Genomic DNA, 15,156 nt, shown 5'->3' with positions numbered 1-15,156 from the left:
TGAGCGCCGTCTTCTACCATCCGCGAAACCGTTCCCATTGCCTGACGGCGTCCGAGCCGGCGGCAATGACGTGATAGCGGTCGTGCTGGGCTCCGGTCGCGCAGGCATGGTTCGGCAAGATCCGCACCTTCGTGCCGACAGGCAGCGCGGCCTGCGGCGCGGTGCTGCCGGGACGGACGGCGATGATGCCGTGCTCCTGATTGGTTTCGGTCACGATCAAATCGGGATAGGGCCGTCCATCGATATCGCAGACGATGCCGTAGCCCTGGTCGATCGGCTGTTTCGCGGTACCGCGATCGCGCGACAGTGCCATCCAGCCCGCGTCGATGAAGGTCCAGCCGCGATCGGCGCGATGGCCGATCACCGTCGCGAGCACCGACAGCGCAATGTCCGCGACCGCGCAGACCCCGATTCCGGCCATCACCAGATCGAACATCATGAAGACGCCGGCGCGCACCTCGGTGACGCCATCGAGCCGGCGTGCGAAATGCGCTGTCGGCGTCGAGCCGACGCTGACCACGGGGCAGGGCAGTCCCGCCGAGCGCAGCACCTCGGCGCAGGCCACCGCGGCGGCGCGCTCCTGTTCGGCGGCTTGTTCGAGCGCCGCCACGCTGCGGCAGGAATAGGATTCGCCGGCGTGGGCCATGACGCCGCGCAATTCGGCACCACCTTGATGCAGCGCGCGGCCGATCTCGACCAGCAGCGGGTCATCAGCACCGACCCCGGCGCGATGGCCGTCGCAATCGATCTCGATCAGCACGGGAATGCGGTCGTTGGTCATGCGCGCCATTGCGGTGACGGCCGCGGCCTGTTCCACGCTGTCGAGCACCACGGACAGGTCCACGCCCCGCCGCCGCAGCGCGGCCACGCGATCGAGCTTCTGCGGCGCGACGCCGACGGCATAGAGGATGTCCGTTACGCCCGCCGCGGCAAACACCTCCGCCTCCTGCAGGGTCGAGACCGCGGCCGGGCCGGCCGCACTGTCCATCACAGCGCGCGCCGCCGGAATTGATTTCGCGGTCTTCAGATGCGGGCGCAGCGGCACGCCGAGCCGCGCCAGCCGCGTCTTCAGGCGCGCGATGTTGTGCAGCATCCGGTCCTCGTCGAGAATCAGGCAGGGCGTCTCGATCCCGGCGAGGGAATGCGTTGTCGTCGAAACGGGGGCTAATGACATGCGGCGAGACTAGCCGTTTCCATGCTAAGTGCAATTTACCGAATGTCATTCCTATATTAAGTCTGGACTTAATGATCTCGACCGACGACATCCGCTTTTTCACAGCGATCGCTACAGCCCGCTCGCTGGCGGCCGCGGCGCGGGCGCTCGACGTCACGCCATCGGCGGTCTCGCAGCGGCTGCAGAGCCTCGAGCAGCGCTTGGGCGTTCAACTGGTCAGCCGTTCGGCCCGGCGGCTGACGCTGACCGATGAGGGCGAGCTCCTGGTGTTGCGCGGCGGCGCGCTGCTCGACGAGGCGACGGAGTTGACGGAAGCGCTGCAGACGCGTCGCGGAACCATCTCGGGCCATCTGAAGATCCTTGCGCCGCTCGGCTTCGGGCGTCGCTACATTGCCCCGGCCGTCGCCGCCTTCCGGTCCCGCCACCCCGACGTATCGGTCGAGCTCGAACTGTCCGATCGGCCCGGACGCGCCGCCGGTGCGTGGGACGTCATGATCCACATCGGCGCCTTGACGGATTCCACGCTGCGTTTGCTGCGTCTCGCGCCGAACGAGCGCTATCTCTGCGCCTCGCCGGCCTATCTGAAGCGCCGCGGAACGCCGGCGAGCCCGCAGGATCTGCGTGGGCATGATTGCATCGCGTTGCGCGAGAACGAGGAGGACGTGACGCTCTGGCGGTTCTCGCGCCGGCGTGCTGCGGCGGCGCCTGATGTCATCCGGATCGAGCCGATGCTGTCGAGCAATGACGGCGAGGTGGTGAAGGCCTGGGCGCTGGCGGACCACGGCCTGATCGTCAGGTCGGAATGGGATGTCGCCGAGGACCTCGCCTGTGGCCGGCTGGTGCGTGTCCTGCCGAACCACCGTCTGCCGCCAGCCGACATCGTTGCACTGCTCAACCCCGGCCGCAGTGGCCGGGCCCGGCGCACGCAGGCCTTCGTGGAGCATCTGCGCGCGGCCCTCTCGCCGCCGCCCTGGCGCGGCAGGCCGCGATGACTGCAATCGCCTACGCCACGCCGGCCTGCTTGCTCAGATAGCTCCTGGCAAAGTCGAGATACCAGTCGAGGCAGCCGGGATTGGCCATCGCATCGCGGTTGATGACCTTCTCGACCGCATGGCCGAGCAACAGCTTCTTGACCGGCAGCTCCTGCTTCTTGCCGGACAGCGTGCGCGGAATTTCCGCCACGACGAAGATGTCGTTCGGCAGGAAGCGGCGCGACAGCCCGGCCTCGACCGCCTTGTTGATTTTTGCCTTCATCGCGGCATCGAGGGCAACGCCCTCGCGCAGCACCACGAACAGCGGCATGTAGCTGTCGCGTCCGAGATATTCGAGGTCGACGACCATCGAGTCCAGCACCTCGGGCAGCGCCTCGATCGCCGAATAGAGCTCGCTGGTGCCCATCCGCAAGCCGTGGCGGTTGATGGTGGCGTCGCTACGGCCGTAGATCACGCAGGAGCCGTCGGGGTTGATCTTGAGCCAGTCGCCATGCCGCCACACCGGGCCGCGGCCGCTTCCGTCGAAATTGTCGGGATAGGTTTCGAAGTAACTGGAAAGATAGCGTGCGTCGCCGGGATCGTTCCAGAACCGCAGCGGCATCGAGGGCAACGGCTCGGTGCAGACGAGCTCGCCGACCTCGTCGATCACGGCGCGGCCCTGCTCGTCGAAGGCCTCCACCGCGCAGCCGAGCAGGCGGCATTGCATGATGCCCGGCGTCTGCGGCAGTTCGCGATTGCCGCCGATGAAGGCGCCGGCGAAATCGGTGCCGCCGGAAATATTGGCCCACCACATATCGGCCTGCGCGGCGTTGCCGTTGCGCTTCGAAAGCGCGGCGAAGCGCTCGTTGAACCAGGCTTGCGTATCGGCGCTGAGCGGCGAGCCGGTCGAGCCCAGCGTGCGCAGGTCCGAGAGATCGCCCACAGCAGTGAGATCGATCTCGGCCTTGGTGCAATTGGCGAAGAACGCCGCGCCCGCGCCGAAGAAGGTCGCCTTGGCATCGGCGACGAAGCGCCACAGACTGGTCCAGTCTGGCTTGTCCTTGCTGCCGCCGGGACTGCCGTCGAAGATGCAGCAGGTGGTGCCGTTGAGCAGGCCGTTGGCCTGGCAATTCCACATGATCCAGCCGGTCGACGAGTACCAATGAAAGCGTTCGCCGAACGAGTTCGGCTGATAGCTGCAGCCGATGTCGTTGTGCAGCGTCGAGAGCGGCAGCGCCACCACGATGATGCCGCCATGGCTGTGCAGGATCGGCTTCGGCAATCCCGTGGTGCCTGAGGAATAGACGATCCAGAGCGGGTGATCGAACGGCAGCCATTCCGGCTCGAAGGCGTCGATCTCCGCACTCTCGCCCGCGAGGATGGACGACAGCCGCGTCTCGGCTGGCGCGGCTTCGCTGTGCAGGATGACGTGCTGCACCGTCGGCAGCGCGCGCCGCAGCTCCTCGATCACACCTTGCCGGTCATGGCGGCGGCCGGCATAGGTCACGGCATCGCAGGCGATCAGCACCTTGGGCTCGATCTGCTTGAAGCGGTCGATCACCGCGGGTGCCGCCATATCCGGCGCGCAGACGCTCCAGATCGCACCCAGGCTCGCGGTCGCGAGAAACGCGATGATGGTCTCGGGGATGTTCGGCAGATAGGCCGCGACGCGATCGCCCCGGCGCACGCCGTTGGCCTTCAGATGCAGCGCCAGCGCGGCCGATTTGCGCTGCAGCTCCGGCCAGCTCGTCTCCGAGAGCTTGCCGTCCTCGCCGCTCGCGATCAAGGCCGGCAGCCCCGCGGCATGCGCCGGCGCGACATGACGGAAGACCTGGCGCGCATAATTCACCGAAGCGCCGGGAAACCACACCGCGCCCGGCATCTTGCGCTCGGCCAGCACCGCCGAATGCGGCGTCGGCGAGCGCAGATCGAAATAATCCCAGACGCTCTGCCAGAATCCGTCGATATCGGTGACCGACCAGCGCCGCATCGCCTCGAAGTCAGCAAATTCAAGGCCGCGCGTCTGCTTCAGCCATTGGCGATAAAGGGCCATTTGCGGGACGTAAGGTGCGGTCATGGGTGGTTTCCGGATTTTCTTTGTCATGGCGTGCGCGCATATGGCGTGCGGCGCTGTCTTAACATGGTGACGCAGGCACGGGGAACGCAGTCGAGCCACGGCTTGCGTCATATTCTTACCGCCGTCGCAGCGTGCTATGCCGTCGGGTGCAAGGCTGATTCCGTGCGCATCCGATAGAGAGCTGCGATGTCCGTCGGCGAACTCTTCATCCTCGGCTTCTACGGCAAGGTCGTCCCGCCCTGGCTGAGCGAATTTGCCGCGCGGTTCGGGCTCGGCGGGGTGATCCTGTTCGATTATTCCTGCCAGACCCGGCAATACGACAACAACATCGCGTCGCCTGAACAGGTGCAGTCGCTCTGCGCCGAGATCGCGGCGCTGCCGTCGCGGCCGCTGGTCTTCATCGACCAGGAGGGCGGTCTGGTGCGCCGGCTCAAGGATGGCCTTGGCTTTCAGCCGCTGCCGAGCGCGAAGGACTTTAATCTGCTCGCCACCCCCGAGAAGCAGGCCATCCTGCAGGCAAGCTATCGCGAGCTGCGCCGGCTCGGCATCCGCTTCAATTTCGCGCCTGTCATCGACGTCGACTTTAACCCTGACAATCCCAATATCGGCAGGGTCAAGCGATCCTATTCGGCCGATATCGGCGAGGTCGAGGCCAATGCCGGCCTGGTCGACGCCGCGGCGCGGCAGGCAGGCGTCGGGCTTTGCCTCAAGCATTATCCGGGCATCGGCGGCGCGCACGTCGATTCCCATATGGAGTTCATGGACATTTCCGATGCGTTGCGGCCGGAGCAGGAGGAGCTGTTCTACGCGCTGGCGCCGCACACCTTCGGCGATGCGGTGCTGGTCAGCCACGCCATTGTCCGGCAGTGGGACGCGCAGCATCCGATGACGTTGTCATCGAGAGGGATCGGCCGGCTCCGCGGCCGCTTGCCGGAGACGCTGCTGATCACCGACGACATGCAGATGCAAGGGCTACAGAAGGCGCTGGGCACCGGCGCGGCCAGCCTGCAGGCGATCGCCGCCGGCATGGATATGATCTGCATCGGCAACAATCTGTTCGACCAGGAGCAGGAGATGGCCGGCATCGCCGCGGCGGTCGCGCGTGCGGTGCAGGACGGGGCGCTGGATCAAGCCGCGGTGCAGCGATCCTTTGCGCGCGTGCAAAAGCGCAAGGCGCTGCTCGCCTGATGGCGTTGAACCAAATTTTGCGCCGAGCGACCACAGGGGACGGAACCAAATTTCATGACCGCGATTTAACACTGACGCTCATCGGGGCTAACAACCATGAAGATGCTCAAGCGTCTCTTCCGATTGACCTGGCTGCGCCGCGTCGCCCGCAACCCCGCCGATCTTCCGCCTGCCTCTATCGATCCCGACGAATTCACCCGCCTGCTTTGTAGCGGGCGCAGCGAAGATCTGCGGATCCTGGCAAAGCGGCTGAGCCAGCGCTCGCGGGCCCACGCGTAGGCGGTGAATCGATCCAATCGCGAGGCCGGTCTTACGCAGAACCGGCTAGTCCGGCGCGCGACCGCGGCTCCAGCTCGAGTCTCGATGCATCAGCTACTGCTTTGCCTTTTCGTGATTGCCGATCCCAATCGCCTTGTAGTCATAGGTCGGGTAGAACTCGGTGTGATAGGCGCCCCACGCGCTGTTCTCGATGATGCGGTTGACCTCGCGCAACCGCGATGCCGGCAGCCGCAGCGTCACCACCTGGCCGACACCCATCATCACGTACCAGCTGACGACCTCGACACCTTCGGGCGGAAACGCCTTGTAGAAGCCCTGCCGCTCCAGCTGCGCGTTCAACTCGCTGAGCGGGCGCGACTGATCATGCTTGAAGAAGATCGTGAGCATGACGGCGTTGTCCGCCGTCGGCGCTGCATCGCTGGTCGGCGGGGTCTGGGCTTGCGCGGTGGCGCCGACCAGCAGTGCTGCGGCCAGCGCCGCCATCGTCATCCAGGATCCGTTCCGCCCTCGCTGCATTGCCGCGCCCTCATTGTTGTTCGAGAGGCGGCGATCATCGCGGCGCCTGCCGCGGCTGTAAATTGACATTCGCCTGACCTGTCGCGTTGGGCCGATGTGAACTGCCTCACACGCATAGGCGCCGCCGTGCTGTATGCCGGTGCCATTCCAATGCCCCAGAGGGATGATCGATGTCGACCCAGCGGATGGCGTATTGGTGGTTCAGGTTCGTTCTTTCGGGACGGTTCCTGCAAAAGTTCCTTCGGTCCTGAAGGCCGAGCCGCGGCCCAGGTCTTGGACAGTGCAACCCAAAACGGGGCTGAGAGGCGAGCGGCCGAACCGCCGAAGGTAAACGCCTGACCGTGAAGCGGCCGGGACGAAGCCGGCCCGGTATTCCCGTAAGAATACTGTCATTCGACTCGAATATGCGACTTTCGTTGCCAAATCAGCGGTAATCTGCGCCTGCTTGGCGGGTCGGGGCCCGAGGTCACAGTTGCGTCACCCGTAGTTTTACGGAGTCCCCCGTTAACGCGGCCACAAGTTCACCTTTGGTAAACCATACTTATGACGCAGCATGACAATCGGGCCGAGGTGCGCCTTCCGACCTGGGTGGGTGGAACCGCATCGCTCGAAACGCCGCCGCTCGAGCTTCCGGAGGCCGCCGCCCCGCGGGCGCAGGTGGCCACGGACGCCGGCGCCGCGATCGTCCGCCAGTTCAACGGACCCGTGACGGCGCTGCTGCTCTATATGAATGAGCTCAAGCAGCACAGCCATCAGTTCGCGCACGCCCCCGGCAACGGCGTCTATCTGCGCCAGGTGATCGAGAACGCGCTCGAGCAGACCGAGCGGGTGTCCGCGATGCTGAAGCAGATTTCCGATCTCTATCCGAACGCGATACCGGCCGCCGATCTCAAGCCGCCGGGGGACGACAAGCCGGCGGGTTCAAGGTCGCCCGAAATCATTTTCGCGCCGGAGGCCGGGCGCAAGCCGTTGACCAAGCGCGAGCGTGAGGTGCTCAGCCTGATCAGCGACGGCTACTCCAACAAGCAGGGCGCGCTGCGGATGAACATCAGCCCGCGCACGTTCGAGAGCCATCGCGCCGAGGCCATGCGCAAACTCGGTGCGCGCAACACCGCCGATCTCGTCCGCAAGGCTCTGCTGCACTCCGCCTGAGCGGGGGTGGCGGCTCTCAGAAATCGTCTTCCGCGGCGAAGCACAGGCGCGGTGCGGGCCGGGCTGCCGGGGCAGCGGCCTTCGGTTCGTCCGGAACGATCGTGACCACCCAGGCTGCCGTCGCGCCGGACCTGCTTTCGACAATCGCGCGCACGCGTCCCGTCACGGTCGCGCCGGCGGACCGGACCGTGGCGGGCCGGCCGTTGAACTGGGCCATGCGGAAGCGGCGGGCCTCCTTGCGATCGGTCGTCTGGTACGTGAACATCAGCTCCCCCGTGCGTCCACGCAATTCTGGGGATTCAGCGTTATCCGACGGTGAAAATCGTAAACCGTAGAAGTACGGCTTGGCGCTCAGTTGCTGGTTTCCTGGCAACTCAGTAGCCGCGCATATTGCGCCTTGACCGTGGCGTAGCATTCGCACGCGGTCCTGATCAGTCCATCCGCGTTGGTGATCTCGATGTGACCACGGCTGTAGTGGATGAAGTTCGCCTGTTGCAGGGTGTGCGCAACCAGCGAAACGCTGTTGCGGCGTGCGCCGATCATCTGCGCCATCGCCTCCTGCGTCAGGACGATCTTGTTGCTGCCGGAGAGATCGCGCGTCTGCAGCAGGCATCGTGCCAGCCGCGACTCCACGGTGTGGGCGGCGTTGCAGCCCGCCGTCTGCTGGATCTGGGCATAGACGGCGAGCCCATGCCGGATCAACATCGCGCGCAGCGTCGGGCTCTGGCCGGCAGCTGCCCGCAACGGCTCGAGCTCGATCGTCGAGGCGATGCCCGGCACCAGCACCATCGCGTTGTTCAACGTCCGCCCTTCGACGAGCGGGGCGAAAGCACCATAGATGCTGTCGCGGCCGACCATCGCGACCTGGACGCGCTCGCCTCTTGCCAGCTTGACCACCAGCGAGATCACGCCCTTGTGCGGCATGTAGGTCCGCTTGAGCATCTCGTCGGTCTCGATCAGGACCGAATCGGCGGTGAGGTCGACCGTCCGCAGATGCGGCCGGATCAGCTCAAAATCGCTCTCCGAGAGCGACGACAGGAATCCGTTGGGCGATCGCGGAACCGTATCCAAAGCAACCTCCTGCCTTCTGGCAAGCTTTGTCTCTGGGCACCAGGGCTGACGCGTGCAGCTGGACGTTCTTGCAACCTATTCTGGCACGTGTTGGTTCCAATGGGAACACGTCTTGGTTCCAATAGGAATAGACCGATCGCCGCATGATGCGGTTTGCGTGCTCAGGCCGGCCGGCGCCGGTCAATCTTCCGGCCCGATCAATTGTTCGGCGTGCGCCTTGACGGTCGCATAACATTCACACGCCGCCTTCCGCAGACCGTCGATATCGGTGATTTCGATATGACCGCGGCTGTAACGGAGGATGCCGGCCTGCTGAAACCCGTGCGCGACGATCGAAACCGCGTTGCGGCGGACGCCGATCATCTGCGCCAGCATCTCCTGGGTCAGCGGCAATGCTTCGCTGCCGCACAGATCGCGCGCGCGCAGCAGCCATCGTGACAGCCGTGCCTCCACCGGATGCGAAACGTTGCAGGCGACGGATTGCTGCGTCTGCGCCATCAGCGCCTGCTCATAGAGCGCGACCAGGGTCCGGAAATCCGCGCTGCGATTTGCTGCCTCGCGGAACTCCTCCGCCCGCAGCATCGAAGCCGTGCCCGGCACCACGACGATCGCGTCGGCAAGCGGCGGCCGCTCATGCAGCGCGGCGGATGCACCGACGATTCCGTCGCGACCAATGGTTGCAATCTCGACCGATTGCCCGTCGGACAGATTGACCACCATCGAGACCACGCCGCCGTGCGGAAAGTAGACCCGCTGCACCGGTGTGCCGGCATCGGCGAGCACCGTTTCCTTGGTCAGGTCGACGGTTTCCAGAAGCGGATGGAGCTGCGCGTACTCCGTGGGGGGAAGTGCTTGCAACAGACGATTGGGCGGGCGCGATAGCGCGGACATTGGAGCTCCTGCCGAGGGCGGGAGCACTACGGTCTCGCATCACCTACTCTTGGCGTGTGGAATGAAAGCGAACATAGCTTGCCTGTCCAATTGCACAAGGGTTGTGGTGCGAACTCTATACCCTCTAGGGGGCGGACGGTCCGCCGCATCGGCCTGCGCGGCCATCGGGATGGATTCGAGCGACAAGCATCGCGCGACCAAAGGTTGCGGCTTTGGCGCGCATTTATTGATTTCCATTAACTCTGATCCGTGCAGACCGCGCGTCGACGTAGCCGTGATTCCGGCTGTCTGGTCGGCAGCGCCAGGATGCGGCAAGTCCTGCAAATGCGAGACGAATTCGCCGCCGCGACAACGGCGCGTTGCCGGCCTTGCGCGGCGTCATCCAGCGGCAGCGCCAGGCGGCCCGTAAATCACCCGCGAGGCCATTCTGGGTATTTGTACGGACCAGCCCTTTAACGAACGGGTAGCGCGGACAGACCAGTGTGGCACGGGTCGCCGTGTGAAACTTGCGGCGTCGCGTCAATCGTGTTCATCCAGAAGGGTATCAGTATGTCCGGCATCGTTCTTTCGGCATCGGTCCGTCAAAATCTGCTTTCGCTGCAGTCCACGGCCGACCTGCTCGCCACCACGCAGAACCGCTTGTCCACCGGCAAGAAGGTCAACACTGCGCTCGACAATCCGACCAACTTCTTCACGGCGCAGTCGCTCGACAACCGCGCCAGCGACATCAACAACCTGCTGGACGGCATCGGCAACGGCGTGCAGGTGCTGCAGGCGGCCAACACCGGCATCACCTCGCTGCAGAAGCTCGTTGACAGCGCCAAGTCGGTCGCCAACCAGGCCCTGCAGGCCGCGGTCGGCTATTCCCAGAAATCGCAGGTGACGACCGCAGTGGTCACCGGCGCGACCACCGACGATATTCGGGGCACCGCCACCTACAGCAATGCCACCCTCGCTGGTACGGCCGTCAACAATAATCTCACGACGCCTGCGGCGATCACGACCGCCACCAAGCTCGTCAGTGCGACCAACGCGGATACCCTGGCGACGACCCCGACCGGTGTGATCAACGTCAACGGCAAGTCGATCACGTTCTCGACCTCGCAGACCACTTCGACGACCGATTCGGCCGGCAACGTGACCCTCGGCACCGGCACGGGCAGCACGCTGACGGTCGGCGACCTGCTCACGGCGATCGACGGCATCACCGGCGCGGCCACCGCCTCCACCGTGTCGGCTGGTGGTGCGCTCCAGATCAGCACCGGCACCGCCCAGGATCTCAACATCTCCGGCTCGGGGCTGGCCGCCTTCGGTCTTACGGCCGGAACCACGGCACGCACCGTGGCAACGCCTTCACCGCTGGATGGTTTGACGCTGACGATCGGCGCGACCGGCAACGGCACCGCCACCAACATCACCTTCGGCAGCGGCACGGGCAAGGTGAAGTCCCTCAACGACCTGAACGCCGCACTGTCGGCCAACAACCTGCAGGCGTCGCTCAGCGCGGGCGGTGCGCTCACCATCAGCACCACCAACGATGCTGCGTCCGCGACCATCGGCACGATCGGTGGCACGGCAGCCGCTTCCGGCAAGCTGTTCAACGGCCTGGCGGGCAGCGCCCCGGTGCAGGATCCCAATGGGCTGGCGAACCGCGCCAACCTGGTCAACCAGTACAACAACATCCTGGATCAGATCACCACGACGGCCCAGGACGCGTCGTACAACGGCATCAACCTGCTCAATGGCGATCAGCTCAAGCTGACCTTCAACGAGACGGGCTCCTCGACCTTGAAGATCCAGGGCGTGACCTTCGATGCCTCCGGCCTCAACCTTACCAAGCTCGTGGCCGGCACCGACTTCATCGACAACGCCTCGGCCAACGCCACGCTGAAGACGCTCAACTCGGCGAGCGGCCTGCTGCGCACCCAGGCTTCGACCCTCGGTTCGAACCTGTCGATCGTGCAGATCCGCCAGGACTTCTCGAAGAACCTGATCAACGTGCTGCAGACCGGCTCGTCCAACCTGACGCTGGCCGACACCAACGAGGAAGCGGCCAACAGCCAGGCGCTGTCGACCCGCCAGTCGATCGCGGTGTCCGCGCTGGCGCTGGCCAACCAGTCGCAGCAGAGCGTTCTGCAGCTGCTCCGCTAAGCGTAGCCACGACAGACATCAAATAGCGAGGCGGCGGAGGAAACTCCGCCGCCTTTGCTTTTGCGTGCGTTGATCACCCCGCCGGTTTCAACCAATGGGCGATCGCGCGCTGATGCGATCCGACGTCATGGCCGCGAATGTTTCGCAGGGCTTATCGATCCTTCGCGCTCATTTGGTTCAAATTGCGATGACCGTTGGAACGGCCTCTTTCCCGTCCGGGTGGTAAGGGCCTGTCCTGGTGAGACTGTCCGTGATGTCGTGATGCTCGTCCGACGGCTTGAGAGCTTCACCGTCCGTAGTTGCACGGACGGCAAAATTAACGTCGCCGTGAAGCCGGCCAAGTTATCGATGCGAGGCGAGCGTTCTGTAGCACCTTGAGGGGACCGATTCATGGACGATCTGTTGCGCGAGTTCCTGACGGAGAGCAGCGAGAGCCTGGATACGGTCGACAACCAGCTGGTGCAGTTCGAGCAGGATCCGAACAACGCGAAGATCCTGGATAACATTTTCCGCCTGGTGCACACCATCAAGGGCACCTGCGGCTTCCTCGGGCTGCCGCGGCTGGAAGCGCTGGCGCATGCCGGCGAGACCCTGATGGGCAAATTCCGCGACGGCATGCCGGTGAAGGCGGAAGCCGTGACGCTGATCCTGTCCTCGATCGACCGCATCAAGGAGATCCTTGCAGGGCTCGAGGCCACCGAGGCCGAGCCTGAAGGCAACGACCGCGGTCTGATTGATCAGCTGGAAGCGATGGTCGAGCGCGGCATGGCCGCAATGGCCGCTGGTGAGACGGCCGAAGAAGACGTGCCTGTCGTCGAAGCGCCGTCCGTGCAGGCTGACATGACCCAAGCGATGACTGAAGGCACGCTGGTGGTGCAGACGCTGGAGCGTCCGCTGCGTCCGGGCGAGGTCTCGCTCGACGAGCTCGAGCGCGCCTTCCGCGAGACCGCGACCGAAGTCGCCGCACCCACTGCCGTTGCCAAGCCTGCGGCCGTGGCTCCCGCTGCCGAAGCTGCCGAGCCCGCGAAGAAGCCGGCCCGCAAGGCCGCCGGTGAGGATGTCCAGGAAGGCGACAAGATCGCCAACCAGTCGATCCGGGTCAATGTCGACACCCTCGAACACCTCATGACCATGGTCTCCGAGCTGGTGCTGACCCGCAACCAGCTGCTCGAGATCTCAAGGCGCAACGAGGACACCGAGTTCAAGGTGCCGCTGCAGCGGCTCTCCAACGTCACCGCCGAGCTGCAGGAGGGCGTCATGAAGACGCGCATGCAGCCGATCGGCAATGCCTGGCAGAAGCTGCCCCGCATCGTCCGCGACCTCTCCGGCGAACTCGCCAAGCAGATCGAACTGGAAATGCACGGCGCCGACACCGAGCTCGACCGCCAGGTGCTCGACCTGATCAAGGATCCCCTGACGCACATGGTGCGCAACTCCGCCGACCATGGCCTGGAGACCACCGCCGAGCGGGTCGCGGCCGGCAAGCCCGAGCAGGGCACCATTCGCCTCTCCGCCTATCACGAGGGCGGCCACATCATCATCTGCATCGCCGACAATGGCCGCGGGCTCAACACCGAGCGGATCAAGGCCAAGGCGCTCCAGAACGGCCTCGTCACCGAGGCTGAGCTGGAGAAGATGACCGAAGCCCAGACCCACAAGTTCATCTTCGCGCCGGGCTTCTCGACCGCAGCGCAGGTGACCTCGGTATCCGGCCGCGGCGTCGGCATGGACGTGGTGCGCACCAACATCGACCAGATCGGCGGCACCATCGACATCAAGAGCGTGGCCGGCGAGGGCGCCTCCGTCACCATCAAGATCCCGCTGACCCTGGCGATCGTCTCCGCCTTGATCGTTGAAGCCGGCGGCGACCGTTTTGCCATTCCGCAGCTCTCGGTCGTTGAGCTGGTACGGGCCCGCGCCAACTCCGAGCACCGCATCGAGCGGATCAAGGACACCGCGGTCCTGCGGCTGCGCAACAAGCTGCTGCCGTTGATCCATCTCAAGAAGCTGCTCAAGATCGACGACGGCGCGACCACCACCGACGCCGAGAACGGCTTCATCGTGGTCACGCAAGTCGGCAGCCAGACCTTTGGCATCGTGGTCGACGGCGTGTTCCACACCGAGGAGATCGTGGTCAAGCCGATGTCCACCAAGCTGCGTCACATCGACATGTTCTCCGGCAACACCATTCTGGGCGATGGCGCCGTGATCATGATCATCGATCCCAACGGCATCGCCAAGGCGCTCGGCGCCTCCGGCTCCTCGGCCCATGACATGGCCGAGGACAATGCGAATGCCCACGCCTCGAGCGGCGAGCAGCTGACCTCGCTGCTGGTGTTCCGCGCCGGATCGAACCAGCCCAAGGCGGTGCCGCTCGGCCTCGTCACCCGGCTGGAAGAGATCGCAACCGACAAGATCGAGCTCAGTAACGGCCGCTACATGGTGCAGTACCGCGAGCAGCTGATGCCGCTGGTGCAGATGGCCGGCGTCGAGGTGCAGACACAAGGCGCGCAGCCGATCCTGGTGTTCGCCGACGACGGCCGCTCGATGGGGCTCGTGGTCGACGAGATCATCGACATCGTCGAGGAGCGGCTCAACATCGAGGTCGCAGGCTCGCAGGACGGCATTCTGGGCTCGGCCGTGATCAAGGGCCAGGCCACCGAGGTGATCGACGTCGGCCACTTCCTGCCGATGGCGTTTGCCGACTGGTTCTCGCGCAAGGAGATGCGCCCGTCGGCGTCGGCGCAGTCGGTGCTGCTGGTCGATGACAGCGCGTTCTTCCGCAACATGCTGGCGCCGGTCTTGAAGGCCGCCGGCTACAAGGTGCGGACCGCGCCGAACGCCCAGGAAGGGCTCGCCGCGCTGCGCTCCGGGCAGGCCTTCGACGTGGTGCTGACCGACATCGAGATGCCCGAGATGAACGGCTTCGAGTTCGCCGAGAACATCCGCTCGGACCACAATCTGATCGGGCTGCCGATCATCGCGCTGTCGGCGATGGTGTCGCCGGCGGCGATCGAGCGCGGCCGGCAGGCCGGCTTCCACGACTATGTCGCCAAGTTTGACCGTCCCGGACTGATCGCGGCGCTGAAAGAACAGACCGCCGAGCTGCGTCGGGCGGCCTAGAGCATGATCCGGAAAAGTGGGAACCGGTTTTCCGATCGGATCATGCTCAAACAAAGGACTCGAAGGAAACAGGATCGATGACCAGCAAGACCGAGACCAGCGAAGGCGCGATGGCCGAATACGTCACCGCCGTGATCGGCGGGCAGCTGTTCGGGCTGCCGATCTCGCGGGTGCAGGACGTGTTCATGCCGGAGCGGCTGACGCGCGTTCCCTTGTCGTCGGCCGAGATCGCCGGCGTGCTCAACCTGCGCGGCCGCATCGTCACCGTGGTCGACATGCGCGCCCGGCTCGGGCTGCCGAAGGCCGCTGACGGCCAGCCGCCGATGGCGGTCGGGGTCGACCAGCGCGGCGAATCCTATGGTCTCCTGATCGACCAGATCGGCGAAGTGCTGCGGCTGCCCGACGACAGCCGCCAGGACAACCCGGTCAACCTCGATCCCCGCATGGCCAAGCTCGCCGGCGGCGTCTACCGCCTCGACGGCCAGCTCATGGTCGTCCTCGATATCGATCGTGTGCTCGAACTGGTGCCCAAGACAGCTGCTGCAGCGTAACGCTCCGTCGCG

13 protein-coding genes are annotated in these 15,156 nt (G+C 65.1%); 7 read left to right on the top strand and 6 right to left on the bottom strand.

Features of this window, described 5'->3' with window-relative positions; translation table 11 throughout:
- Positions 1-13 precede the first annotated feature (13 nt).
- Entirely contained in the window at positions 14-1,174 is a 1,161-nt protein-coding gene (locus tag HAP48_RS13905) for a DSD1 family PLP-dependent enzyme (protein WP_166213322.1), read from the bottom strand.
- Positions 1,175-1,245: 71 nt separating this feature from the next.
- Here HAP48_RS13905 and HAP48_RS13900 point away from each other — a divergent pair, with 71 nt between their 5' ends.
- Positions 1,246-2,166 carry a LysR substrate-binding domain-containing protein gene (locus HAP48_RS13900; protein ID WP_166213323.1) on the top strand — a complete coding sequence of 307 codons (921 nt, stop codon included), beginning with the start codon at positions 1,246-1,248 and terminating at the stop codon, positions 2,164-2,166.
- A 10-nt stretch (positions 2,167-2,176) separates the two neighbouring features.
- Here the strand turns inward: HAP48_RS13900 and HAP48_RS13895 are convergent, their stop codons facing one another.
- Positions 2,177-4,249, bottom strand: a complete 2,073-nt coding sequence (locus HAP48_RS13895) for an acetoacetate--CoA ligase (RefSeq protein ID WP_166213324.1) — start codon at positions 4,247-4,249, stop codon at positions 2,177-2,179.
- A 159-nt stretch (positions 4,250-4,408) separates the two neighbouring features.
- On the opposite strand from HAP48_RS13895, the gene HAP48_RS13890 reads away from it, so the two are divergent.
- Together HAP48_RS13890 and HAP48_RS13885 are read left to right on the top strand one after the other, a co-directional pair.
- Positions 4,409-5,410, top strand: a complete 1,002-nt coding sequence (locus tag HAP48_RS13890; RefSeq protein WP_166213325.1) for a glycoside hydrolase family 3 protein — start codon at positions 4,409-4,411, stop codon at positions 5,408-5,410.
- 96 nt (positions 5,411-5,506) lie between these two features.
- Positions 5,507-5,689, top strand: coding sequence for a hypothetical protein (locus tag HAP48_RS13885; RefSeq protein WP_166213326.1), 183 nt, complete (start codon positions 5,507-5,509; stop codon positions 5,687-5,689).
- 93 nt (positions 5,690-5,782) lie between these two features.
- Here HAP48_RS13885 and HAP48_RS13880 read toward each other — a convergent pair whose 3' ends face one another.
- Entirely contained in the window at positions 5,783-6,205 is a 423-nt protein-coding gene (locus HAP48_RS13880; protein ID WP_166216410.1) for a hypothetical protein, read from the bottom strand.
- Positions 6,206-6,748: 543 nt separating this feature from the next.
- Here HAP48_RS13880 and HAP48_RS13875 point away from each other — a divergent pair.
- On the top strand, positions 6,749-7,357 hold the full coding sequence (locus tag HAP48_RS13875; protein WP_166213327.1) for a helix-turn-helix domain-containing protein: 609 nt from the start codon (positions 6,749-6,751) through the stop codon (positions 7,355-7,357).
- 16 nt (positions 7,358-7,373) lie between these two features.
- Here the strand turns inward: HAP48_RS13875 and HAP48_RS13870 are convergent, their stop codons facing one another.
- The 3 genes from HAP48_RS13870 to HAP48_RS13860 all read right to left on the bottom strand — a co-directional run bounded on the left by HAP48_RS13870 (position 7,374) and on the right by HAP48_RS13860 (position 9,319).
- Entirely contained in the window at positions 7,374-7,622 is a 249-nt protein-coding gene (locus HAP48_RS13870; RefSeq protein ID WP_166213328.1) for a hypothetical protein, read from the bottom strand.
- A gap of 86 nt (positions 7,623-7,708) precedes the next feature.
- Positions 7,709-8,428 carry a Crp/Fnr family transcriptional regulator gene (locus HAP48_RS13865; RefSeq protein ID WP_166213329.1) on the bottom strand — a complete coding sequence of 240 codons (720 nt, stop codon included), beginning with the start codon at positions 8,426-8,428 and terminating at the stop codon, positions 7,709-7,711.
- Positions 8,429-8,608: 180 nt separating this feature from the next.
- Entirely contained in the window at positions 8,609-9,319 is a 711-nt protein-coding gene (locus tag HAP48_RS13860) for a Crp/Fnr family transcriptional regulator (protein ID WP_035977971.1), read from the bottom strand.
- Positions 9,320-9,868: 549 nt separating this feature from the next.
- Here HAP48_RS13860 and HAP48_RS13855 point away from each other — a divergent pair.
- The 3 genes from HAP48_RS13855 (at position 9,869) to HAP48_RS13845 (ending at position 15,144) form a co-directional block, all read left to right on the top strand.
- A complete protein-coding gene (locus HAP48_RS13855) occupies positions 9,869-11,470 on the top strand; it encodes a flagellin N-terminal helical domain-containing protein (RefSeq protein ID WP_166213330.1) in 1,602 nt (533 codons plus the stop codon).
- Between the two features lie 390 nt (positions 11,471-11,860).
- Positions 11,861-14,593, top strand: coding sequence for a hybrid sensor histidine kinase/response regulator (locus HAP48_RS13850; protein WP_166208962.1), 2,733 nt, complete (start codon positions 11,861-11,863; stop codon positions 14,591-14,593).
- Positions 14,594-14,670: 77 nt separating this feature from the next.
- Positions 14,671-15,144 (top strand): chemotaxis protein CheW, encoded by a 474-nt coding sequence (locus HAP48_RS13845; protein WP_166213331.1) that lies wholly within the window; start codon positions 14,671-14,673, stop codon positions 15,142-15,144.
- Positions 15,145-15,156 lie beyond the last annotated feature (12 nt).

The organism is Bradyrhizobium septentrionale (assembly GCF_011516645.4).
Lineage (GTDB): Bacteria > Pseudomonadota > Alphaproteobacteria > Rhizobiales > Xanthobacteraceae > Bradyrhizobium > Bradyrhizobium septentrionale.
Note: the sequence above shows the minus strand (reverse complement) of the source record. Positions and strands in the feature narration are given on the sequence as shown.